The organism is Arthrobacter sp. APC 3897 (assembly GCF_030407495.1).
Taxonomy (GTDB): domain Bacteria; phylum Actinomycetota; class Actinomycetes; order Actinomycetales; family Micrococcaceae; genus Arthrobacter_B.
Genome location: NZ_JASDDG010000002.1, coordinates 198294 through 221198, shown reverse-complemented (window position 1 = coordinate 221198; position 22905 = coordinate 198294). Strand labels below are relative to the sequence as shown.

Sequence of the window (22905 nt, the reverse complement as noted above, 5' to 3'; positions counted from 1 at the left end):
GCAGTAATGCAACCGATCCAGATCGAGCGCTGGTGGCCGTATCTAGACGGTTCGGCCAAAACCTGGCTGCAGGAGAACCTTCGTGACGAAGGACTCCCGAGCAAAGTGCAGGACCGCATCGCCGAAGCCGGCGGCCCGGTGATTGAGCCGATTCTGGGGGAGCGGGACTGGGTCTTCATCGAAACCCAGCCGCAGCTGACGGAATAAATTCCCCTGCAGGGTGAGGCAAGATGGAATGGTGACTACTGCCGATTCTCCAGCTTCACCGCCCCGCACATCCTCTGTCGAAGCGTCATCGGCCGGAGCGGAATCCGGCAGCGGCGGGTTGAAGCCCCGCGGCACCTTTGCCCGGGGTCTCGCCGCATCTTCGGTCTGGGTTGCGCGGGGACTGATCGTCCTGGCCGGTCTGGTGGTGGTGTGGTTCGGTATCCGGTCGCTGTGGTCCATCGCCCTTCCGGGCCTGCTGGCCCTGCTGCTGTCCTCGATCCTGTGGCCGGTGAACCGGGTCCTGCGCAAGGCGCTGCCCAAGGGAATCGCCGCGCTGCTCTCCCTGCTGGCCCTGCTGGCTGCGGTCGCCGCCGTGGCCTTTCTGGTGCTTCCATCCATTTCCTCCGGCTCCAGGGAACTGGTCCGGCGGGCAGGGGAGAATCTGCAGGATCTCAGTGATTTCGTGGCCGGGCTGCCCTTTGCAGTCCAGACAATTGACTTCAATGAACTGCTCGACGCCGGTCTGGCCCAGCTGCGGGAACACAGCAGCGACATCATTTCCGGCATTACCGCCGGCCTGGGCACCGTCACGTCAGTCACCGTAGTGTTCCTGCTGACTCTGGTGTTTACGTTCTTCTGCCTGAAGGACGGAGACAAATTCCTGCCCTGGGCCAGCCGCTGGACCAACAACCGGTCCTTTGTGCACGCGGTCCGGGTATCCGAAGAGACCTGGAAAACCCTCTCCGCGTACATCTTTGCCCAGGCAACCGTGGCTCTGGCGGATGCCGTCTTCATTGGCCTCGGCCTCTGGCTCCTGGACGTCCCGCTGGCCCTTGCCCTGATGGTGCTGATCTTCTTTGCCAGCTTCATTCCCATAGTCGGAGCGGTGGCCACCGGCGTCCTGGCCACCATGGTCACTCTGGTGGCGCATGGATGGGTGACAGCGCTGGTAGTCCTTGGCCTGGTGCTGGTGGTGCAGCAGCTGGAGTCCAACATCCTGCAGCCGTTCCTTGTCGGCAAGACCCTGAAACTGCATCCCGCCGTAGTGCTGGGCGCGGTCACCGTCGGAAGCACGCTGTTTGGCATTGTCGGCGCATTCCTTGCGGTCCCGGCCACCGCCGTCGGCATTGTGGTGCTGCGGTATCTGCGGGACCAGTCACTGACTCCGGCCAACGCCGCGGTGTCGGGCGAGGTGCCGGCTGCGTCCGGAGTGGAGGAAGTTCAGGGACCGCAGCCGCAGCCAGCCGAGCCGGTTGACGCGGACATGTCGCCGGACGCCCGGCCCGGCGGCGCATGAACGGTTACCGGTGCATGAGCGGTTAACGTCGGAAGACGTAGCCGGGCTCGTACTTGGTGGAGCCCGAGATGCGGTGCACCCGCTGCGTGCAGAAGGGATCGTAAACCTCGATCTCCAGCCGGCCGGTCACCGGATGGGGATGGTGAATGCAGGTGCAGGATAAGTGCATGCCCGCGGCGTCCTTTCAGATTCCCGTTTACCGTCGTGCGTGCCGTCCGGGCACGCGGTTGTTCCCTCTCTAGTTTGTCACTTGGAACAGGGGCGGGGAAAACGGGCAGGAACGGTGATTCACCGGTTAAAAGGCGGGGCGCTCCCGGTGGTCTCACTTCCGGAAGCGCCCCTCGCGTTGCCCTATTAGTATTACCAATCGACCTGTGAAGATGCTGAAAGTGCCGCACCGGCGGCAGGTGCCGCGGGCGTGTCCCTAGGGCGCCATCCTCAGGAAGTCGGCCTCGCGTTCCTTGCTCCAGGACCGTGCGTACAGTCCCAGGCCGGCCTCGTCGCGGACTGAAATGCCCAGCCGGTTTAGCATGAGACGGCTTTGGTACAGGGTCAATTGCTGGGCGCTGCGGCTCGCCCTGACCTTGTCCGCCCGGTACAGATAGGTGTCGATGGCCCGGGACCAGCGCTTGCGCCAGTTGTCCACGGCCGGTTCCGAGGCTGTTGCGGCCATCAGACGGTGGGCCGGAAGGATCCGCGGCGCCAGCTGGGACGTCAGGGCGTTGCGCATATGGGCGGCCTGGGGGCCGGATCCAGCGGTGCAGCTGCGCAGATGGCAGTCCCAGTAGTAGTCCCACGAGATGGCCCGGCGGTCCGCCCAAACCGGGGAGCGCGGTCCGCGCATCATGGCGTAGCTGGCGTCGAAGAGCAGCAGGGCGGCCAGGGAAGACCGGCTGTTCACCTTCGGAAAGCGGGATGTAGCCCAAGCCGCCAGATCAGAGGACAGTTCGAAGACTTCTTCCGCCAGGGCCAGTCCTTCAGCTCCGCCGTACTTCGCCAGATCGGACTCAGCCCGGGGAGAAACGGGCCCGTAGTCCCACCGGGTAGGTATGGCATCCTCCCGGTATTCAGAAGTCTGCAGCTCCCCGAGACGGGGGCCGGCCTGGTCAACCAGCGCACGCATCAGGGATTCCAGCCGGTCCAGGACCCTTGGAGCACCGAGGATGCGGACCTGGATGAAGGGATGGGCCGGATCCATGCACCGGGTATGGAACCAACGCTGGGCCCCCCAGGACCTGCCCTGAGCTGCCAGCGGAATCACGACGTCGCCCAGAACGGCGTCGCACAAATCCGTATCTTTAGGCTGGATGGTCAGTGACCACCACTCGGCTCCGTTGGTCAGCGGCTTAACCTGCTGTGTTGCTGCTGCTAACTGGCTCATTGGAGGTCCTCCCGTTTGTGTCATGCCGAAGATGACTTTCCGGCCTTGGAGAAAGAGAATGAGAACCGCTTGCCGTCCGGCCCGGGGGCCTGATCGGGCGGCGGTTCGGACACAGTGGTGACGTTGCTGAACCACTGTTGGGTGAGGGTCGCCTTCAGGCGGGATGCGGCGCCTGTGCCGTGAATCAAAACATTTCATGTGCTGTGCCGGTCCAAAGGTGGAGACTGGACGGGTGCTTGATACGGATTTTGGAGTCCTGCCGGCGGGATGATGATGTGATGCCGTCAGGCTCACATCCTTCCAGCAGCCACGCCGTAACCACCAGAGACTTTTTCAAATCATCTCCAAAACCGAGAAACTAGTTGCACCTACAGAAAAAAGGGGTACAAGAACCGCAGGAGACCGGTCCGGCGGAACACGATACTGCGAGTCGGGACGGGCACTGAACGGCCAGTCCCCAGGCTCGCCGATCTCTCTGGTGCGGAAGGTTGCCGGGCCTTACAATCCAATACGTTGCCGACAACGACAATTCGCCGGCAAGGCTGATGCAGCCACGGCACGCGGGTGCATCAGCCAACAATTACGGATCGGCAAAAGGCGCATGGAAGACCATCGGTGGGCAATGCAGGTTTCCGATAGGCTCAGCAGCTTTTTGGCTGGTGCCTTCAGCGGAGTGGAGTTCCGGGTCCTCCCTCTGGTGGCCTATGACGTTGCCACCATCGACGTGGCCTGGACTGACGGTCCCGCGCTCCACGAAGTGGACCTGCTCGCCATGGAGTACGTACTGCGTCTGCCTCTGGACCTGTCTGCCGCAGCTGACGGACTTGGGCCCAGGATTGACCGGATTTCCAAGCGGCGGACCATGAGCCCTGGCGTCGAGGACAGGCTGCTGAAAGTGCTGGCGGCAGACCTTGGCACCCACGTGGAAGACCTCGATATGCACCGGATGTATCCGCTGCCGTCAGTCTTGGGCCAGTCCGCATGCTGTGCCGCGGGGCTGGTGGGTGAATTCCTGGACCAGCTCTTTGAATCAACGAGTCTCAGCGGTGCGGGGGAAATGTCCGCGGGAGGCGGCGGTGCGGACCCGCTTCTGTGCCGGTGTGTCATGTGTGCCTGACAGTCCCGGGAGGAGCTCCCGGCCGCGGCCGGATCAGGCGTTTCCGGGTTCTACTTGAGATCTTTGGGTCTTGCCTGCCGGGAAGAGCCCGTCCTGCGGAACCGATGGTAGCTGTAGGCAATCAGTACCAGTGCGATAAGCCCTGAAAGGATCAGGCCCGTTCCGGTTCCCCAGCCGCCGGGCAGCCACAGGTCCTGGCTGTAGGGCCACCAGTGCGGCGCCCTGGCCCACACTCCCCAGACAACACCGGCAGCCATGACCAGGAGAGCGCCGGCGATGCTGGCGCTGATCCTCAGCCAGGTCTGCACGCCCTGTTCCGCTGCTTTATATGCCTTGGCTTTGACGGGGCGCAGAAGGCGGTTGGCCCAGCGGTATCTCAGCGACAGGACGGCCAGTCCGGCGACCAGGCCCAAGAGCCCGGGGCCGGGCAGCACCAGGGCGATGAGCCCAAAGGCGACCAGCAGCCAGCCGGCAACTTCAATCCCTGTCCGGCGCATCCACGGCGGAAAGCTGTCCGATTTCACCGGTCCGCCGAAAGGGCGCCGTGCTGTGGTGAGGTCATCGTGTTCAGACGCCTAATTCAGTCCTGTTTGGTTTGCCGGCCCGGGACTAGGAGGCCGGCTTCGCCTCGGAAGCCGGGCTGTCCCCGTCCACTTCCAGGGCCGGCTGATCGTCGCGTTCTTCCCGCTCCTGCGCCTGCCCGCCGCCGGAATTCTCCGTGCCTCCCCGCGGCGTTTCCTGCTTCTCGGCTTTGACCTCGTCGAGGAGCTGGGCCGTCACCGCGTCATTGAACTCGTCCGGGGTGCCGGCGAGATTGTTCTCGGTGGCGTCGGCTCCGAAATTGGCGGGCTGTTCCTGGTTGCTCATGGTGTTCTCCTGCCGATGGATCGATCGTGAAGTCAAAAGGACGAGTTTTTCAGTACCTTCCACCCTTGCATATTGCGTACCCCCGGCGCAGGTATTGGTCACGAAGCGGAAGTCGAGCCGCCGTCTCGCACGTCGTCTTAAACCGCGGCGCCGGCACACTTTCGGCACCGCACACCAAATGCGGCGGCGGTGCCCTAGGCTGAATCAACTCAGACCATGCACGTAAAACCGGAGTGTGTCCATGTCGCTTTCCATGACGCTGGCCGGGCTGGCCCTGCGGGCACTGCCGAGGGCTTTCCGGACACCGGAGACCGTCCGGCGCACTGCTGCACGGCGCCGCCGGCATTCCGCTCCGCTTTCCCTTCGCCGCCTGTGCCGGGTGCACGAAGAAACCGTGGCCGGCTTCCCGGTGATTACGCTGACCCCCGGGAAACCGTCGGGACGGGAGCTGATCTACCTCCACGGCGGTGCTTACGTCTTCCCGCTGCGGGAGGCACACTGGTGGATCATCTCGGCCCTCATCCGCCGTACCGGCGCCACCGTCACGGTGCCGCTGTACGGACTGGCGCCGTGGCACTCGGTGGCAGAGGCCCTGCCGTTCGTCGATGCCGTGCACCAGGCCGTTGCCCGCCGGGCACCAGGCGGCCGTGTCTTTGTGGCGGGTGATTCAGCCGGCGGCGGCCTTGCCCTGGCGCACGTGATGGACCGGCGGGACCGGGGCCAAAGCCAGCCCCGGTCCCTGTTTTTGTTTGCCCCCTGGGTTGACTGCACCATGTCCAACCCGGGCATAGCCGCGCTGGAACGGCAGGATCCCATGCTGGATGTTCCCGGACTGGTGTACTGCGCACGCCTGTGGGCCCGCGGCCTTCCGCTGGACTCCTGGCAGGTCAGCCCGATCAGCGGCACCCTGGCAGGGCTGGCCCCGGTGCATCTGTTCCAGGGGGGACGGGATTTGCTGTTGCCGGACGCGAAGCGCTTTGCCCTCAAAGCAGCGGCGGCGTCATTGCCGGTGGAGTTGGAGGTTGCCCCCGCCGGATTCCACGTCTACGTGGCCGCCACCTTCACTCCGGAGGCCCGGTCCGCCCTCGACAGGGTCGCCGGGGTCATCAACAGCGTCGAATGACGGTCCCGCCGGCAGCATCCGAGGCAGATTGCACTTGGTGCATCGTTGCACGTAGTGTATGAAGCGTGCAGACTTCCGTGCCCGCAGAAGACCGCCGCCAAGCGCTCAAGGACCGCCACCGGCAGGCGATCATAGCGGCTGCGGCGGCGCTGATGCACGAGGGTGAAACCACGGATTTCACGGTCGATGAGTTGGCGCAGCGGGCGGACGTTTCCCGCCGGACCGTGTTCAACCACTTCTCCTCCATCCGTGACATCGTGTCCGAGGTGTGCAGCGGCGTTCTCAGTTCCGCAGTGGAAAGCCTCACCGCCGTATCACCGGATGACGCGGCCCGTCCCGGCATGTTCGCCGAGATCGCCGAAGCCTTCCGTGCCGCCGATCTGGTGGCTCCCATGGCGTATCTCACCCGCCTGCTTGGTCCGGGCGCAGTTCCGGACTCCACGCCGCGCCAGGCGCAGGCCCATCCCATCGCCCTGCGCGCGTTCACCGAGCTGAATGACCGGCTGTCCGGTGCGATGCTCAGTCGATATCCGGACGCGGACCGGCTCGGAGTGGACCTGCTCATTGGGTCACTGACCAGCGGGCTGGGCGTGCTCTACCACCACTGGCACTGCGCCACGGGTGCCGTTGACACCCCCGAAGCGCGCCGCGTCTGGTCCGATCTGCTCAATGCGCTCCTTGAAAAGGTGCGGTCAGGCTATGTCTGCGACCATGCCTCCCCTCAATCACTCCACCCGTAGTTCCCACCCATTCCCATATAAGGACAGACCCTCAAATGGCTGAATTCCTCTTCCGCCTCGGAGCCGCGGCCGCCCGCCGCGCAAAAACCGTGCTCGCGGCATGGATCGGAGTGCTGGTGCTTGCCGGAGCGGCTTTTGCCCTCTTCGGCGGCACGCTTGCCACCGGCTTCTCGATTCCGAACACCCCCACCACTCAGGTCACTGACCACCTGCGCGAAAAACTTCCGGAAGCTTCCGGCGGTTCCGGCTCCGTGGTGGTCCAGACCGAGGACGGTTCAGCGTTCACCGATGCCCAGCGCGAGGACATCTCCGCGCTGGTAGCCGAGGCCGCTGACGTGGACGGCGTGGAAACCGTCGTAGACCCGTTCGCCACCGAGGCGGAGCGAGCAGCCCAGGCTAAGCAGCTTCAGGACGGCCAGGCCCAGATCGACGCCGGCCGCGCCCAGATCGAGGACGGCCGGGCTCAGCTGGAGGCCGGGCAGGCCCAGCTGGACGCCGCGCGGGAGCAGGCCGAAGCAGCCGGCGCCCCGGCGCCAATGCTTGCCGAACTGGATGCGCAGCAGGCCGCACTGGACGCCAGCCGGGCCGAACTCGATGCGCAGAGCGCCGAGCTGGAAGCCGGTGCCGTGCAGGCCGAACAGGGCGCTGCCCTGCTGGAGATGGCCACCGAAATCCGTACCGTGTCCGAGGACGGCAGTGCGGCAGTGGTCAACGTGGTCTTCAGTGAAACCCAGATGGAGGTTGAACAGGAAACCAAGGACGCCCTGGTGGCAACCTTTGACGATCAGCCGGTCGACGGCGTCAAGGTGGACTTCTCCGCCGAAGTTTCCGCCGGTGTCCCCAGCATCCTGGGAATCGGCGAGGTGGTGGGCCTTGCGGTTGCCGCCGTCGTGCTGGTGGTCATGCTCGGCACCTTCATCGGCGCCGGCCTGCCGCTGGTGACCGCGATCATCGGTGTGGGCATCGGCGCCGCGGGCGCCCTGGCTTTCTCCGGCATCGTGGAAATGGCCTCCGTTACCCCCATCTTGGGCGTGATGCTCGGCCTGGCCGTGGGCATCGACTACGCCCTGTTCATCGTCAACCGGCACCGCCGCCAGCTGAAGGCCGGCTACGGCCTGGAGGAATCCATCGCCCTGGCAAACGGCACCTCCGGCAACGCCGTGGTGTTCGCCGGCGCTACGGTTTTCATCGCGCTGCTGGCACTGAATATCACCGGCATCCCGTTCCTTGGCCTGATGGGCACAGTGGGTGCAGCCTGCGTGGCCATCGCCGTCATGATTGCGGTGACGCTGACACCGGCGCTGCTCAAGCTGGCCGGCATGAAGATCCTCAGCCGCAAGGAGCGGGCGGCCCGCGACAAGGACCACGGGACCTCCGCTGCAGCCGGCAAGCCGGAATCCATCCCGGTGAAGCAGATGTCCACCATGCGCGCTGCGCTTACCGTGGTGGCATCCATCGCTGCGCTGCTGGTCATCGCCATTCCGGCGCTGGACCTGCGCACCAACCTGCCCGACGGATCCTCCGAAGCGCATGACACTACCCAGTACCGGGCCTACGAGGCCGTCTCGCAGAAGTTCGGCGAGGGCCAGAACGGTTCACTGCTGGTGGTCGCGGACCTGCCCGGCAACCCCAGCGAGGAAGAAGCCCTCGTGGCGCAGGGCGAGATCGCCCGGACGCTGTTCGACCAGGACAATGTGGCGGCCGTAGCCCCCATCGGCTCCTCCGAAGACCGCGCCGTCACCGCGTTCCAGGTCATTCCGGAGGAGGGCCCCACCAGCGAGTCCACCCAGGAACTGGTGCACACGCTGCGCGACCTGTCCCCGGTCACCACAGACAACGGTGACGTGGAACTGGGTGTGGCAGGTACCGCCAGCGGCAACATCGACATTTCCGAGAAGCTCTCCGAAGCGCTGCCCATCTACCTGGGCGTTGTGGTGGGTCTGTCCCTGCTGATCCTGATTCTGGTCTTCCGGTCCATCTTTGTTCCGGTGATTGCGACGCTGGGCTTCATCCTCTCCTACTTCGCTGCCATCGGCGGCGTCGTGGCCATCTACCAGTGGGGCTGGCTGTCCGGCATCTTCGGCGTGGAGACCCCCGGCCCGGTCCTGAACTTCCTGCCGACCATCCTGGTGGGCATCCTGTTCGGCCTGGCCATGGACTACATGCTGTTCCTGGGGTCCGGCATGCGGGAAGCCTTTGTCCATGGTTCGCCGGCACGCGTGGCCGTGATGCAGGGTTTCCGCAACGGACGGTCCGTAGTTACAGCGGCTGCAATCATCATGGTCTCCGTGTTCGGCGGGTTCATCTTCTCGCACAGCACCATGATCCGGCCCATCGGCTTCGCGCTGGCCTTCGGTGTCCTCGTGGACGCCTTCGTGGTGCGGATGCTGCTGATTCCGGCCCTGATGCACCTGGCCGGCGACAAGGCCTGGTGGTTGCCGAAGTGGCTGGACAAGATCCTGCCCGATGTCGACGTCGAGGGCGCCTCCCTGGAGCGCCGCCACCCGCACGCTGATGCCACGGCCGACGGCGAATCCGGCGCCGCGGGCACTGCGTCCGCGGATGCTGGTGTGCACGGTGCGCGTGACGCCAATAACGGTGTCTCAACGCGCTGACAAACCGGCTAAATCGAGCTAAATCGAAAGGTGCCGCCCTTCCCCCCACCGGAGAAGGGCGGCACCTTTCGTTAGCCCGTGGTGCTCTTCCCGCTGGGAAAGGGCGGCACTGGTCTTTTAGGGACGCCGGTCATCCAGAGGTCCACCGCGTTCGTCAACAGTGTTGACACCCTGACAGAACGGGCATAGCGTTGAGGCGTCAACAGTGTTGACATCCATTCACGGCAGAAAGCACATCATGCAGCCAACCGGGCAGTCATCCGCCTCCTTGTCTCCGGCTCCAGCGTCTTCAGCCGCCACCCGGAAGAGCATTGCCGAAGCCGCGGCCCGGCTCTTCGCCGAGCATGGATATGACAACACTTCGGTGCGTGCCATCGCCACTGCCGCAGGTGCGGACCCCGCACTGGTGATCCGCTATTTCGGCAGCAAGGAAGACCTGTTTCTGGCTACCATCCACATGCACCGGGCCTTTGACGAGGCGCTGCAGGCACCCCTGCCTGAGCTCGCCGCACAAATGGTCACGGTGGCGGCGGATATGCGGGGCACCCGCGCGCTGCGTATATACGGCGTCTTGATGCGCGCTTCCGGGCATCCCAAGGTGGGGCTGAATCTGAACGCCGCCATTACCCAGGGTCTCGTTGAGCCGCTGGCTGCCAAGCTGACCGGATCCCACCGACGGGTAAGAAGCCACCTGATTGTCGCCCAAATGCTCGGGCTGCTGGATGCGCTGGCCCTCCGTGAGGACGAGGCCCTGCTGACGGCTGATGCGGCACTACTGGTGCACCTGTACGCCCCGGCCGTGAACGCCCTGATTTCCCCGGCGCCGTGACGGCGTTGGAGCACCAAATATGAACGCAGGAGAAACCGATGAACCGTTTGGAAAACAAGATTGCCGTCATCACCGGAGGGGCCAGCGGTATTGGGCTTGCGGCGGCAACCATGATGGCCGCAGAGGGCGCCACCGTTGTCATCGGTGACCTTGAGCAGGATAAAGCTGCGGCAGCTGCGGAGCAGATCACCGCCGCCGGCGGACGCGCGCTGGGCCTGGCGGTCAATGCCATGGAAGAAGAGTCACTGAACGCACTGGTTGAGGGGGCCGTGACGGAATTCGGCGGGCTGCACATCATGTGCAACCATGTGGGCGGAAGCAATCCCCGCAAGGACCTGGACCTGCTCCGCATGGACATGGATGAATTTGACCGGACTATGGCGCTGAATGTGCGCAGCACCGTGGTGGGTTCCCGCGCCGCGCTGCCGCACCTGATTGCCGCCGGCGGAGGATCGATCATTAACACCGCGTCCGTGGCAGGCCTCTCCGGAGACTTCCTGCAGGCAGCGTACGGAACGGCCAAGGCCGCGGTTATCCGTCTGACCCAGTACATCGCCACTCAGTACGGTGCGCAGCACGTCCGGTGCAATGCCGTTGCTCCGGGAGCCATCATGACTCCGGCGCTGCAGAACAACCTGTCAACGGAAGTCATTGAAGGGATCCGCGGCCATAACTCACTGCCATTCATCGGCGCGCCGGAAGATATTGCTTCCGCCATGGTGTTTCTGGCCTCGGATGAATCCCGGTACATTACCGGTCAGCTGCTTGCCGTGGACGGCGGCATGTCCAGCCACAGCGCCATCGCAGACAGCCGCAAGAGCATGCTCGCCTAGGCTCCGGGCCGCTGCACTTACCGGTGCAGGCTCCGTCCTGTCCCCGCTCTGCCGGGCCCGTGTTGGGGCCGGGCCCCGGCAGGTGCGGGGACACGGCGGCGATGAGCCGTTCCGGATGGCTGCAGGAGACCAGGACGGCAGTCTTCCCGGTCTCGATCCGCACCGACGGTCCGCCCACCAGATAGCCCGTTCCATCCGGGAGGATCCGCAGGCCCATACCCTCCCGGAGGCCGGTCATCGGCCCGGCGGTAACAGCTGTGATCTCCCGGTAGGGGACCTCCGTGGAGAAAAACCCGGCCACCCGGATTCCGATGCCCTGCCCGCTCAGCGAAACCTTGGCGGTCATCAGCAGGACTGGCACAAAAACCACTGCAATAAACGCTGCGGTCACCAACGCCGCCGTTCCCCCTTCGAGAGCGGCGACCGCACTTCCCGCGACGGCAACAAATCCCAAAGTGCCCAGTATCACCCGGTACCGCAAGGGTATTTCTGCACGGAACGTGGTTTCTGCTGTCGTTTCCCCCGGAGTCATGGCCACGAGCTTGCCATACGGCTGATCTTCATCGGGTTGCGTGGGCCGCGGGAGGGGTACCGGGACCGAACATGGCGCGTTCATCGCCCCGAGCCGTTGGGATTCTGTTCCCGGCAGCTTGCGGGAGGACCATACTGTGGTGCCCGTCCGGCGGCGTGGCTACGCTGTTGAGCAGCCAGCAGCCCGTCTGAGGAGAACGACATGCCACGTCTGCCTTTGGTCAGCACCGTCGACAAGCTTGAAGGCGCCGCGTGGTTGGATCCTGCCGCCGGCACGGTCTCCCGGCTGGTCAAGAAGATGTTGCCGTCCGGGAATGTCACCGATGCGCTCCACGGTGTTCCGCTGGGACACCCGGTGCATCCGCTGATGGTGACCGTTCCGCTCGGGGCCTGGGTTTCCGCTGCGGTCCTGGATGTGCTGCCCGGCAACAACCGGACGGCCAGGACACTGGTGGGGCTGGGGGTGCTGGCGGCAATGCCCACCGCCCTGACCGGGGTCACCGACTTCTCCCAGCTCGACACCCTGCAGCAGCGCACAGGCGTGGTGCACCAGGCCAGCGCCGCGGTTGCCACCGCGCTGTACGCCGCATCCTGGCTGGCCCGAACCCGCGGCGGCCACGGCAGCGGAAAGCTGCTTGGCTTCGCCGGGCTCGCGGTGTCCGGAATCGGGGGTTTCCTTGGCGGGCACCTTTCCTACCGGCAGGGCGCGGGCGTGAACCGCAATGACGACCTCCCTGAGGAAGTCCCCGCCGGATGGCATTCCCTGGGACCGGCGGACGAATTCCCCACCGGCAGGCCGCGCCCGGCACAGCTGGGCGGTGTTCGCCTGATGGTGCTGCACCGTGGGGCCACGGAGAGCGACGGCGGAACCGGCGTCTTCTCGGTGCTCGCTGACACCTGCTCCCATTTGGGCGGACCGCTGCATGAAGGGCATCTGCAGGACACCCGCGGGGAGTTGTGCGTGGTTTGTCCCTGGCACGGCAGCGTTTTCTCGATTCAAAGCGGGGAGGTGGTGCATGGCCCGGCCACTGCACCGCAGCCGGTATTCCGGACCCGGGTCCGCGGCGGCCGCCTTGAAGTAAGCCTGACCGGCGCTGAAGACTAGCTGTACGGTCCCGGTTCCATGGACAGCGCAGAAGCCGGCCGATCCGGAACAGACAGCAGCCCCGGCGCAGCCTGGACAGCGCTGCACTCGGTGTGGCCGGACCTCGCGTGGGATGAAGTGCACTTCCGGCGCGGAGCCTTCCACCATGTGGCGGTGCTTGGAGAGACAGCAGTTGTCCGGGTGGTCTACGGGCCGCGGCACGTTCAAAGCACTGAGGGCGAAGCGGGCAATCTGGCTGCCTTTACCCCGGCGGGCCTCCCGTTTTTGATCCCGGAGATGCTGCGGCCGCCGTTCCACGGCCCAAACTGGTCCGCCCAGCTCAACAGCTATGTTCCCGGCGACCACCGCCCGCTGGAGGCATGGACCGCGGTGCGCGAGCCGCTGGCGAAGGTCCTGGCGGTGCTGGGCGGACTCATCCCGCTGCCCGGACGCCGCCTCCGCCCCGTCCGGGCATGGTGCGGGGCGGGGGAGTGGCCTGCCCTGGTTGCCGGCATCACCGTGACCCTGCCGGGGCGGGAAGCACGGGCGGCCGCGCGGGTGGTGGCGGATGTCCTGGCGGCCGAGGAAGCGGTGGCTCCCACCGTCGTGCACGGCGATCTGGGGCTGCACAACGTGCTGTGGGAGGGCAGCGGAGTCTCGGGCCTGGTGGACTTCGACAACGCCTGCCTCGGCGATCCCGCCATGGACCTGGCTCCGCTGCTCGGAGCCTTCGGCGCTGCCGCAGTGACCGAGATTGCCGATCCCGAAGTGGTGGCCCGTGCCCAGCTGCACCGTGCGTCCCTGTCTCTTCAGGTGGCGGCGGCGGCGGAGCTGGCCGGCGACGGGGAGCTGTGCAGTTTTGCGCTGGGAAACTTCAGCGACAGGTTCCGCAGCGGCACTCTTTACGACCCCGGGCCCCGGCGTGGCGGGTAAGAGCCGGGCTATCGCTTCCCTTCCGCGGCCAACAGGGCTATGGCGTCCTGAGCAGGGCCGAAGAAGGTTCTGGGATCGGCCACCTCTGCCGGGGACGAGGATGCGCCCTGCTGCACCACCACGAAGCGTTCCCCGTCGCTGCGCTCCAGATACCAGGATCCGGCCATGACGCCCGGGGCGCTGCCTCCCTTGAAGCCGATGTAGGTCCAGTCCCCGCCGATTTCCAGGCTGAGTCCGTTGTTGGCGCCGAGGATGTCCCGCAGCGACGCACCGGCGTCGGTTGCAGCCCGCTCCTGCAGGGCCAGATGCACCCGCATCAGATCCTCCGCGGTGGCAAACCAGTCCAGATCCTGCTGCCAGACCGGGGTGCTGACCGCTGTGGCAGGAATGTCCAGCACGCCGCCCGGAAGGGTCTGCAGCAGCGCCCGGCGGCCGTCGTCGCCGGCGTCCGCCCACTGCCCCCGCACGGAATCCGCCACGCCCCAGCCCAGCCGGAAGAGTTCCCGGGTGCTTAGGAACGGGGTGTTGCGGTCCGGATCCGCGTGTCCGGCGTCGCTGAGGGCCTGCTCGACGGCGGGACGGCCGACGGCGTCCATCAACAGGTCGGTGGCGGTGTTGTCACTGATGGAGATCATCTTCTGCGCCGCGTCCCGAACGGTGACGGTGGTCCCGGCCGGTGCGTCCTGCAGCTCACCGGACGGCAGGCTGCGCAGATCATCGGTGACGGTCAGGGCGGTGTCCCAGGACAGAGTGCCTGCAGCCACCGCGTCGGTGACTGCCACCAGCACGTAGAGCTTGAAGATGGAGCCGAGCGGCTTGGCCGTGTCCGCATTGATATCCAGGACCGCAGTGCCGTCCGCAACGCGGTACACCGCCAGCGCGGAGCCGTCCGGCAGGGCTGCCGCACTGGTTTTCACTTCCTCCCAGCTGGCAGCGGGCGTGCGGGCCGGGGTTCCGGGGCCAAAGAAGATGCCGTTGATCATTCCTGCCTCATCGACCGAGAGCTGCAGGTCTGTGAGGTCATCGGGCTTACTCTCCAGTGTGAAGACGCCCTGGGTGTCCGTCGCGTTGACAGCGATCGGTGTCCAGGGCCCTTGGGAGCGCACCTGTTCCAGCACCTCCGCCAGCTGCTCTGCGGACAGTTCGGAGAGGATCACGTCGGCAAACTTGTCAGGGAAGCCGTCCGTTGCCACAGGTGTTCCGGCGTTGATGAGGGTGAGGACCCACTGTGCCTGCAGGCCCGCGGGGGTATCGGGAAGCGCGCCCGCAGGCACAGGAGCCGGTTCGGAGGCGGTATTGGTTGCGGTGGCTTCGGACACGGGTTCTTCCTGCGCCCCGGCACTGGAACAGGCGGCCACCGAAACTGCCAGCACTGCGGCCAGTCCGGCCATGAGCCCGGGGCGGCGGAACCGCCGGGCGTTCCTGCGGGGGAAACGGAAAAGTGCTTTCTGCATGCTGCCCTTTCGCTGCTGTACGTGCGTGTAAGCAGCGGGACAGTGCTCCGTGCAGTTCCCCGGCCGCCGGTCCGGACAGGCTAGCAGGTCTGCTCGGTACTCACGGCAGGTGCAGCTCGAGCAGCTGCAGGTCAGGAACCGGATCGGTGGCCAGCCTGGCGTGGATCTCCACGTCAAACCGCTGCCCGTCATAGCGCAGCTTGTCCCGCTGGATTCCCTCGGCGGTAAATCCCGCTGCCCGGGCCACCCGGCAGGACGCCGGGTTGTTGGTGCGGTGTCCGAGCTCCAGCCGGTGAAGCTCCAGTTCCTCGGCGGCCCAGCGGGCGAGCGTTGCCACAGCGCGGGCCGCGGCACCGTTTCCCCGCGCCGGCGCCGCCAGCCAGTAATAGGTCCAGGCTGTGCCGTGCCGGAGATCGATGCGGCTGATGCCTGCGTTTCCCACCGCAGTACCGCCGGCGACGACGGCCAGATTGCAGGCGACCTGCGGATCCCAGCCGAGATCCTCCCGGATGATCCCTTCGGCGCCGGAAACTGTCCCCTCCTCAGGGTCCAGCTGCCGCTCCAAATCGGAGCTTCCGCCGTACGCGGCAGCCAGCGCACCGGCGTCGGACTGCCGCCAGGGCCGCAGCAGAAGTGAGGTCATGGGCAGAGGCTATCAGCCGCCGTCGTCTGCCGGGGCCCGGAAGGGACCGGCTGCCGGCACACCGGGAACGGGCAGCGACCGTTCCCCCGCCGCTGTCCCCGCGCGTATTCTCCAGAGATGAATCCGGTTATGGTTTGCCTCTGGATCCTCGGCGCCGCTTGTGCAGGCACCTGGGTGCTCTCGCTCATCACCCGGGAGTATTCCTGGACGGACCGCATCTGGTCCCTGGTTCCCCTCGTCTACGTCTGGGTCTTCGCGGCAGCATCCGGCTTCGAGGGGCGGCCGGTGCTCATGGCAGTGCTCGTGACGCTGTGGGGTGCCCGGCTGACCTTCAATTTTGCGCGCAAGGGCGGTTACGCGCCCGGCGGCGAGGACTACCGGTGGGCAATCCTGCGTCAGCGCATGAAACCGTGGCAGTTTGCGGTCTTCAACCTCGCGTTCATCAGCATTTACCAGAACATCATCATCTTCCTCATGACCCTGCCGGCCCTGACCGTGTATGAGAACCCGGCTCCGCTCAACGCCGGGGACTGGATCCTCGCCGTGCTGTTCGTGGGTGCGCTCGCCGGTGAAACCGCGGCCGATCAGCAGCAATGGGATTTCCAGCAGTGGAAGGCCGCCGAACGCAGGGCGGGCCGCACCCCGAAGCCCGGCTTCCTGCAGAACGGACTCTTCCGGTACTCCCGCCATCCGAACTTCTTCTTTGAGCAGGCGCAGTGGTGGCTGTTCTACGGCTTCACCGTGGCGGCGACGGGGATATGGCTGCACTGGACGATCGTTGGCGCGGTACTGCTCACCCTGCTCTTCATGGGTTCCACCGTGTTCACGGAGAGCATCTCGCGGTCCCGGTATCCCGACTATGCGCAATACCGGTACCGGACGTCGGCGATCATCCCGCTGCCGCCCCGGCACGGGCTGCGGCCGGCTGCGGAAGCCGGGTAGGGCACACCCGCATCCAACAGGCGGAAATTAGGCCGACACGCCGCCCGGGCGGCCTGTGCTGCATCAGTGTCTGCGAGGGAATAGAATCTTTTCGACAGGTGTTGAATAGCAAAGAACATCGTGTTCACACCTAAGGAGATTTGTAATGGAACGCGTCAGCGGAAAAGTGGCGTTGGTCAGCGGCGGTGCACGGGGCATGGGCGCTGCCCACGCCAAGCGGCTGGTGGACGAGGGTGCCCGGGTTGTCATCGGCGACATTCTCGATGACGAAGGGCAGAAGACCGCCGAACAGCTTGGCGAAAATGCCCGATACGTCCACTTGGATGTCACGAAGCCCGAGGACTGGGAAGCTGCCGTCCAGACAGCTGTCACCGAGTTCGGCGGACTGGACGTACTGGTCAACAACGCCGGCATTGCCAACTTCGGCCACATCGAGGACTTCACGCTGGATCAGTGGAACGCCATCATCAACATCAACCTCACCGGTGTGTTCCTGGGCATCAAGGCGGCCATCCCGGCGCTGAAGGAGTCCAAGGGCGGTTCCATCATCAACATTTCCTCCACCGCGGGCCTGCAGGGCTTTGTGGAGCTTCCCGGCTACACGGCCACCAAGTACGCAGTGCGCGGCCTCACGAAGTCGGTGGCCCTGGATCTGGGCAAGTACGGCATCCGCGTCAACTCGGTGCACCCCGGCGTCATCAAGACGCCTATGACCGAAGGCATGGACAACCCCATGAACCACGTTGCGCTGCACCGCATGGGCGAGGCCGAGGAAGTCTCCAACATGATCCTGTTCCTGGCCAGTGACGATTCCTCCTTCTCCACCGGCGCCGAATTTGTGGTGGACGGCGGCGAAACGGCCGGCCTGGCCAACCACTAACGGCAACTACATAGACTTGCGGCGTCCCCCAGCGCCGCGGCACGGAAGGGCTTCGCTTCGGCGGGGCCCTTCCGTGTATCTGAGAAGATAAGTTCCATGCCTGAACCGGAAGACCCCAAGCCCCAGCGGCGTTCTTCTCACGATGAGCCCCGGACGGTCCGCACCCGGGAAGCCCTGGAAGCCGGTTTGTGGGACCTGCTGCGTGATCACGAACTCGCGGACATCAGCGTGGCGGCACTGTGCCGCCGGGCCGGGGTGCACCGCACCACGTTTTACGGTCATTACCGCAATATCTTCGATTTTGCGGCATCGGTGTATGCCGGCGTCGTAGACCGGCTGGGCACCGTGGATGTGGATCAGCGCGGCACGGGGCGGACGGTGGAGGAAATCAACATGCTCTACATTGATTCCGTGCGCCGGATCCTCCAGCACACCAGGGCGGAGGACCGGGTTTACCGGGCGCTGTTCCATACCGAAACCTTCCTGGGCGTCATGGCCGGCGGGCTGGCCCAGCGCTTTCTCCTGTCACTGCACGTCTGGAAGGCGCATGGCGTGGTGCCGACCCCCAATCTTGAAGCAACGGCTGCGTACCTGGGCGGCGCCTATGCGGCATGGATTGAGCAGTGGGTAACCTCCGGGGACAACGACGTCGACGGCTGGCTGGGTTCGCTGGTGTACCTGCTGCCTCCGTGGTGGCCCCGGACCGGATACCCCGGAGTCCGCTTGAGCGGGGCCTAAACCGGAGTCTGAGCCCGGCCGGAGAAACGGTCAATCCTGTCCTCCAGACCGGCCCGCACTGCAGGCCATTCCGGAGCAAGTATCGAGTACACCGCAGTGTCCCGCCAGCTGCCGTCCGCACGCAGCTTCTCCCGGCGCAGGATACCTTCGAACGTTCCGCCGAGCTTTTCGACGGCAGCCCTGGAGCGGACGTTGAGGGCATCTGCCTGAATGCTGACCCGGCCAAATCCCGCGTTGAAGGCATGTTCCAGCAGCAAAAGCTTGGTCTCGGCATTGACTGCAGTTCCCCAGACAGCGGGACTGTAGGCAGTCCAGCCCAGCTGCACCGTCTCCTGGTGCAGGTCCAGATCCGCCAGGGTGCTGGTGCCCACCACTGAACCGGGGGCGCCGTCGCGGAACTCCCGGACGGCAAAGGGAAGTTCGTTCCACCGGTAGTATGTCCGCGCCCACCCGATGAACCCGCCGCGGTCCGAGTGGAGCCCCGCCGGCCCGCCGCCGTAGCCGCCGGCAAACACCTCGGGCACGGCGATGGCACGGTGCAGGTCCGGGAGCAGGTCCTCCGTGAGTGGTTCTAGCCGGACAAACCGGCCCGTGAGGATGGAGGAAGCGGGGCGCACGGCAGTCATGCCGCCAGTCTAGGGTGCCGGCGCTTCCCGGCACCCTCGGTGACGGCCCGGTTACGTCAGGAATTTGTCCGGCGTCAGCGGCAAATCCCGAACCCGGATCCCGGAGGCGTTGTACGCGGCGTTGGCGATGGCGGCAGCGCTGCCCACAATTCCGATTTCACCGATGCCGCGGGCGCCCAGCGGGCCGGCGTGCTCGTCCCGGTCTTCAATCCACAGGGCTTCCATGTCCAGCACATCGGCATTGGTGGGAATGTGGTACTCGGCCAGGTCATGGTTCACGAAGATGCCGAACCGGGGGTCCAGCACACTCTGCTCATGCAGTGCCATGCCCAGGCCCATGGTCATGCCGCCCAGGAACTGCGACCGTGCCGTGCGCGGATTGATAATCCGGCCGGCGGAAAACACCCCCAGCATGCGCGCTACCCGGATTTCCCCGGTGTCCGCAGAGATTCGGACTTCAGCGAAATGGGCGCCGAAGGAGTACAGGGCCAGGTTCTCCGCCTCGGGGTCCTGCGGTGCCCTGGCCTCGGTCTGTGCGCCGGGGGAGGGATGCTCTCCGTGGTCCGCCCGGAACGCACGCGCGGCGGCAATGATCGTTCCGCCCCAGCTCGCCGTACCTGAGGATCCGCCCGCCACCGACGCTGCCGGGAACTTCGTGTCTCCGATCCCCAGCCGGATCCGGTCAATCGGTGCCTCCAGGGCGTCGGCCGCGATCTGCGTCAGGGCCGTCCACGCGCCGGTGCCAATGTCCGCGGCGCCAATCTGCACCGAGTAAATGCCGTCCTGCTCATAGCGGATCCGCGCCGTATTGGCGGGCTGGCGCATGAACGGGTAGACGGCACTGGCCGTCCCCAGACCCACCAGCCAGCCGTCCTCCTGCACGGAGCGCGGCCGGGTCACCCGCCGGTCCCAGCCGAAGCATTCGGCGCCGAGGTCAAAGCACTCCAGCAAATGCCGGCTGGACCACGGGTTGCCGGTCTCCGGGTCCACGCCCGGTTCATTCCGGCGCCGCAGCTCAATGGGATCCAGCCCGGCCGCGGCGGCGAGTTCATCCATGGCAACTTCGGGGCCGAACATGCCCGGACACTCACCGGGTGCCCGCATCCACGACGGAACCGGTATGTCCAGCGGTGCCACCCGGGTGGTGGTGCTCCGGTTGGGGGACGCGTACATCATCCGGAACGGCGCCGGGGTTTGCTCGGCGAACTCTTTGATCCGGGAGGTGTGTTCCACGATGTCCAGGGACATGGCGGTGAGCCGGCCGTCGTCGGCGGCGCCGAGTCTGATGCGCTGGAGGGTGGGGGTGCGGTGGCTGGTCAGCGTGTACATCTGCCGGCGGGTGACCGGAAACTTCACCGGCCGGCCCCCGGTCACCTGCGCCGCCAGCGCGGCCATCACCACATGGACGTGCGGCATCCCCTTGGAGCCGAACCCGCCGCCCACGTGCGGGGCAATGACATGAACCTGCTCTTCCTCCAGCCCGAGCACCTGCGCCAGCGTGCCCTTCACGGCATGCACGCCCTGGGTGGAGTCCCACAGGGTCAGCACGGACCCGTCCCACTGTGCCACCGTGGCGTGCGGTTCCAGCGGGTTGTTGTGTTCTGCCGGAGTGGAATAGGTCTGTTCAACCTTCAGCGCGGCAGTGGCAAAGGCTGTATCCACGTCCCCCTCGCTGCTGTCCGTAGGGGTTCCGGCATTGAGTTCCTCCGGCGCATACAGCTCCGGCCCGTCTGCGCGAAGCTGGGCTGAGAACGGCTCCTCCGTGTACGTGACGGTGACGGCCGCAGCGGCTTCCCGGGCAATCTCGGGGGTTTCGGCAAGGACCGCGGCCACAATCTGACCACGGTAACCAATGCTGTTGTCCTGCAGGACTGCCAGTTCGCGGTCGGACGGGTCTTCCAGACGGGGCGTTGTCTCCGACGTGAGGACCGTGAAGACTCCGCTGACGGCTTCAGCCGCGGCACTTTCGACCCGCTTCACAGTGCCCCGGGCAATGGTGGAGAGCACGGGGTGGAGATACAGCGGGTTCTGGACCGGCTGCTCATACGCGTACGGGGCGGTTCCTCTGACCTTCAGTTCACCGTCCAGGCGTTCATACGGCGTGCCGATGGCCCTCCCGGGCAGCAGGTTGCTCATGAGTCCAGTTCCTCCCAGCCGGTGTTCCCGGGACCGGCATGGCCTTCGGGATGGTTCGTTCCTGCGGCGCCGGCGTCCGGGACAGGAATCCCGGCCAGCTCCCGGAGCACCGCGGCCAGCGTGTTGCGGACCATTGGAATCTTGAAGCCGTTCTCCCGCAGCGGTTCAGCGGCCGCCAGCTCTGCATCGGCCGCGGCCCGGAAATTCTCCTCGGTGGCCTCCGCTCCGCGCAGCGCGGCTTCAGCCTGCAGTGCGCGCCATGGCTTGTGCGCCACCCCGCCCAGGGCGATGCGCACGTCACGGATTACCGGCGGGTTGGCGGCGTCGTCCTCCAGTTCCAGGGCCGCCGCCACTGAGACCAGCGCAAAGGCGTACGACGCGCGGTCCCGCACCTTCCGGTACGCGGACCGCGCGGGTGCGGGCGGAAGTTCGACGGCGGTGATGAGCTCACCGTGTTCCAGGACGGTGTCCCGGTGCGGCTCGTTCCCGGGGAGCCGGTGGAAGTCGCTGACCGGGATGACCCGTTCGCCGGCCGGGCCGAGGACCACCACGGCGGCGTCCAGTGCGGCCAGGGCCACGGCCATGTCCGAGGGGTGTGTTGCCACGCAGTCCCCGGATGCGCCGAGGATGGCGTGGTAGCGGGTGTAGCCGTCGACGGCGGAGCAGCCGGATCCGGGCTCGCGCTTGTTGCACGGCGTAGTGGGGTCCTGAAAATACACGCAGCGTGTGCGCTGCAGGAGGTTGCCGCCGGTGGTGGCCAGGTTCCGCAGCTGCCCGGAGGCGCCGGAGAGCAGTGCCGCGGACAAAGCCGGATAGCGGCGGCGGATGTGGGCATTGGCGGCCAGATCAGCGTTGCGGACGTTGGTGCCGATCCGCACCCGGCCGTCGTCGAGCACATCCACGGTGTCCAGCGGCAGCCGGCTGACGTCCACCAGCAGGGTGGGTGAAGCAATCCCGAGCTTCATCCGGTCCACAAGGTTGGTGCCGCCGGCCAGGAACGCCGCATCGGGACGGGCTGAAACCAGGGCAACGGCGGACGCGGCGTCCTCGGCCCGCCGATAATCGAAGGGGATCATGGCCGGTCCTCCGGATGGGCGGGCATTGAGGCTGCGGTGGGGGAGTCCGGCACCGCAGCTTCAGCCGGATCGGGCAGCCCCTTGCGCAGGGATGCGGCCGTCTCGGCCGCCTGGTGCACTGCCGCCACAATGTTTACGTACGCGCCGCAGCGGCACAGGTTTCCGCTCATGCGCTCGCGGATCTCATCATCGGTGAGGCTGATCCCGCCCTCGGCCGCCGGATCGGTTGCGGTGGAGGGATGCCCGGCCGCGGCTTCTTCGATCATGCCGGCGGCGGAGCAGATCTGCCCCGGAGTGCAGTAGCCGCACTGGAAGCCGTCCTGTTCCAGGAAAGCCTGCTGCACCGGATGCAGGTGCCCGTCCGGAACCACATCGGCGAGCCCTTCCGCAGTGATGACTTCAGCGCCGTCGTGCGCCACCGCGAGGGTCAGGCAGGAATTCGCCCGCCGCCCGTCCAGCAGCACGGTGCAGGCACCGCACTGCCCGTGGTCACAGCCCTTCTTGGGGGACGTCACTCCGAGCCGGTCCCGCAGTGCGTCCAGCACTGTGGTGCGGGTGTCCACGGTCAGGGTCCGTTCGCTGCCGTCCACCTGCAGCGTTATTTCAGAATCCAACTACACACCGCCCTTGAGTAGAGTTTCTTTGGTGGTGAAACCTACCGGAGGACATGTGGCGGGGACAACTGTCCACCGCCGCTTAAACAGAATGGTCCCCACCGGTTTTCACCGGTGGGGACCATCTTCTTGGTTGCGGGGGCAAGATTTGAACTTGCGACCTCTGGGTTATGAGCCCAGCGAGCTACCGAACTGCTCCACCCCGCGTCGTACTTAGAACTCTACCCCCATGTGGGCCG

The 22905-nt window shown here is 66.0% G+C and carries 23 protein-coding genes and 1 tRNA gene; 13 read left to right on the top strand and 11 right to left on the bottom strand.

The features are described from left to right. Window positions 1-6 precede the first annotated feature (6 nt). Window positions 7-207, top strand: a complete 201-nt coding sequence (locus QMA10_RS02205; RefSeq protein ID WP_290165726.1) for a hypothetical protein — start codon at window positions 7-9, stop codon at window positions 205-207. A 31-nt stretch (window positions 208-238) separates the two neighbouring features. Beyond that, the gene (locus QMA10_RS02200; RefSeq protein WP_290165724.1) at window positions 239-1504 is read left to right on the top strand and encodes an AI-2E family transporter; all 1266 of its coding nucleotides are present in this window, start codon (window positions 239-241) and stop codon (window positions 1502-1504) included. 22 nt (window positions 1505-1526) lie between these two features. On the opposite strand, the gene QMA10_RS02195 is transcribed toward QMA10_RS02200, so the two are convergent. Both QMA10_RS02195 and QMA10_RS02190 read right to left on the bottom strand, forming a co-directional pair. Beyond that, a complete protein-coding gene (locus QMA10_RS02195; RefSeq protein ID WP_290165722.1) occupies window positions 1527-1673 on the bottom strand; it encodes a hypothetical protein in 147 nt (48 codons plus the stop codon). 255 nt (window positions 1674-1928) lie between these two features. Then, window positions 1929-2885: a lantibiotic dehydratase C-terminal domain-containing protein gene (locus QMA10_RS02190; RefSeq protein ID WP_290165720.1), complete on the bottom strand. Its 957-nt coding sequence runs from the start codon at window positions 2883-2885 to the stop codon at window positions 1929-1931. Window positions 2886-3507: 622 nt separating this feature from the next. Between QMA10_RS02190 and QMA10_RS02185 the strand changes: the two genes are divergently transcribed. Next, entirely contained in the window at window positions 3508-4002 is a 495-nt protein-coding gene (locus QMA10_RS02185) for a hypothetical protein (RefSeq protein WP_290165718.1), read from the top strand. A gap of 50 nt (window positions 4003-4052) precedes the next feature. On the opposite strand, the gene QMA10_RS02180 is transcribed toward QMA10_RS02185, so the two are convergent. Together QMA10_RS02180 and QMA10_RS02175 are read right to left on the bottom strand one after the other, a co-directional pair. Continuing rightward, entirely contained in the window at window positions 4053-4526 is a 474-nt protein-coding gene (locus QMA10_RS02180; protein WP_290165716.1) for a PGPGW domain-containing protein, read from the bottom strand. Window positions 4527-4611: 85 nt separating this feature from the next. Beyond that, on the bottom strand, window positions 4612-4869 hold the full coding sequence (locus QMA10_RS02175; protein ID WP_290165715.1) for a hypothetical protein: 258 nt from the start codon (window positions 4867-4869) through the stop codon (window positions 4612-4614). Between the two features lie 241 nt (window positions 4870-5110). On the opposite strand from QMA10_RS02175, the gene QMA10_RS02170 reads away from it, so the two are divergent. The 7 genes from QMA10_RS02170 to QMA10_RS02140 all read left to right on the top strand — a co-directional run bounded on the left by QMA10_RS02170 (window position 5111) and on the right by QMA10_RS02140 (window position 13557). Next, window positions 5111-5992, top strand: a complete 882-nt coding sequence (locus tag QMA10_RS02170; protein ID WP_290165713.1) for an alpha/beta hydrolase — start codon at window positions 5111-5113, stop codon at window positions 5990-5992. 65 nt (window positions 5993-6057) lie between these two features. Next, window positions 6058-6732 (top strand): TetR/AcrR family transcriptional regulator, encoded by a 675-nt coding sequence (locus QMA10_RS02165; RefSeq protein WP_290165712.1) that lies wholly within the window; start codon window positions 6058-6060, stop codon window positions 6730-6732. Between the two features lie 35 nt (window positions 6733-6767). Further along, window positions 6768-9347, top strand: a complete 2580-nt coding sequence (locus QMA10_RS02160) for an MMPL family transporter (protein ID WP_290165711.1) — start codon at window positions 6768-6770, stop codon at window positions 9345-9347. A 238-nt stretch (window positions 9348-9585) separates the two neighbouring features. Further along, complete coding sequence (locus QMA10_RS02155; RefSeq protein ID WP_290165710.1) at window positions 9586-10176, top strand: TetR/AcrR family transcriptional regulator; 591 nt, start codon at window positions 9586-9588, stop codon at window positions 10174-10176. Window positions 10177-10214: 38 nt separating this feature from the next. Continuing rightward, a complete protein-coding gene (locus QMA10_RS02150) occupies window positions 10215-11009 on the top strand; it encodes an SDR family NAD(P)-dependent oxidoreductase (RefSeq protein WP_290165708.1) in 795 nt (264 codons plus the stop codon). 733 nt (window positions 11010-11742) lie between these two features. Next, the gene (locus tag QMA10_RS02145; RefSeq protein ID WP_290165706.1) at window positions 11743-12645 is read left to right on the top strand and encodes a Rieske 2Fe-2S domain-containing protein; all 903 of its coding nucleotides are present in this window, start codon (window positions 11743-11745) and stop codon (window positions 12643-12645) included. Between the two features lie 18 nt (window positions 12646-12663). Further along, entirely contained in the window at window positions 12664-13557 is an 894-nt protein-coding gene (locus QMA10_RS02140) for an aminoglycoside phosphotransferase family protein (RefSeq protein ID WP_290165704.1), read from the top strand. Between the two features lie 8 nt (window positions 13558-13565). Here QMA10_RS02140 and QMA10_RS02135 read toward each other — a convergent pair whose 3' ends face one another. Together QMA10_RS02135 and QMA10_RS02130 are read right to left on the bottom strand one after the other, a co-directional pair. Beyond that, on the bottom strand, window positions 13566-15011 hold the full coding sequence (locus QMA10_RS02135) for a serine hydrolase (RefSeq protein WP_290165702.1): 1446 nt from the start codon (window positions 15009-15011) through the stop codon (window positions 13566-13568). A 100-nt stretch (window positions 15012-15111) separates the two neighbouring features. Next, on the bottom strand, window positions 15112-15654 hold the full coding sequence (locus QMA10_RS02130; protein WP_290165700.1) for a GNAT family protein: 543 nt from the start codon (window positions 15652-15654) through the stop codon (window positions 15112-15114). A gap of 117 nt (window positions 15655-15771) precedes the next feature. On the opposite strand from QMA10_RS02130, the gene QMA10_RS02125 reads away from it, so the two are divergent. The 3 genes from QMA10_RS02125 (at window position 15772) to QMA10_RS02115 (ending at window position 18214) form a co-directional block, all read left to right on the top strand. Then, window positions 15772-16596 (top strand): DUF1295 domain-containing protein, encoded by an 825-nt coding sequence (locus QMA10_RS02125; RefSeq protein ID WP_290165698.1) that lies wholly within the window; start codon window positions 15772-15774, stop codon window positions 16594-16596. A 145-nt stretch (window positions 16597-16741) separates the two neighbouring features. Beyond that, window positions 16742-17476, top strand: a complete 735-nt coding sequence (locus tag QMA10_RS02120) for a glucose 1-dehydrogenase (protein ID WP_290165696.1) — start codon at window positions 16742-16744, stop codon at window positions 17474-17476. A gap of 96 nt (window positions 17477-17572) precedes the next feature. Then, window positions 17573-18214 (top strand): TetR/AcrR family transcriptional regulator, encoded by a 642-nt coding sequence (locus QMA10_RS02115; RefSeq protein WP_290165695.1) that lies wholly within the window; start codon window positions 17573-17575, stop codon window positions 18212-18214. On the opposite strand, the gene QMA10_RS02110 is transcribed toward QMA10_RS02115, so the two are convergent. The 5 genes from QMA10_RS02110 to QMA10_RS02090 all read right to left on the bottom strand — a co-directional run bounded on the left by QMA10_RS02110 (window position 18211) and on the right by QMA10_RS02090 (window position 22873). Then, window positions 18211-18840: a GNAT family protein gene (locus QMA10_RS02110; protein ID WP_290165694.1), complete on the bottom strand. Its 630-nt coding sequence runs from the start codon at window positions 18838-18840 to the stop codon at window positions 18211-18213. The two genes, QMA10_RS02115 and QMA10_RS02110, sit on opposite strands and share 4 nt — an antisense overlap. 51 nt (window positions 18841-18891) lie before the next feature. After that, window positions 18892-20976 (bottom strand): xanthine dehydrogenase family protein molybdopterin-binding subunit, encoded by a 2085-nt coding sequence (locus QMA10_RS02105; protein WP_290165693.1) that lies wholly within the window; start codon window positions 20974-20976, stop codon window positions 18892-18894. Continuing rightward, window positions 20973-22052, bottom strand: coding sequence for a xanthine dehydrogenase family protein subunit M (locus QMA10_RS02100; RefSeq protein WP_290165692.1), 1080 nt, complete (start codon window positions 22050-22052; stop codon window positions 20973-20975). The genes QMA10_RS02105 and QMA10_RS02100 overlap by 4 nt, the downstream gene beginning before the upstream one ends. After that, window positions 22049-22666 carry a (2Fe-2S)-binding protein gene (locus tag QMA10_RS02095; protein ID WP_290165691.1) on the bottom strand — a complete coding sequence of 206 codons (618 nt, stop codon included), beginning with the start codon at window positions 22664-22666 and terminating at the stop codon, window positions 22049-22051. The genes QMA10_RS02100 and QMA10_RS02095 overlap by 4 nt, the downstream gene beginning before the upstream one ends. Window positions 22667-22796: 130 nt before the next feature. After that, window positions 22797-22873 (bottom strand) — tRNA-Met (locus QMA10_RS02090). Window positions 22874-22905 lie beyond the last annotated feature (32 nt).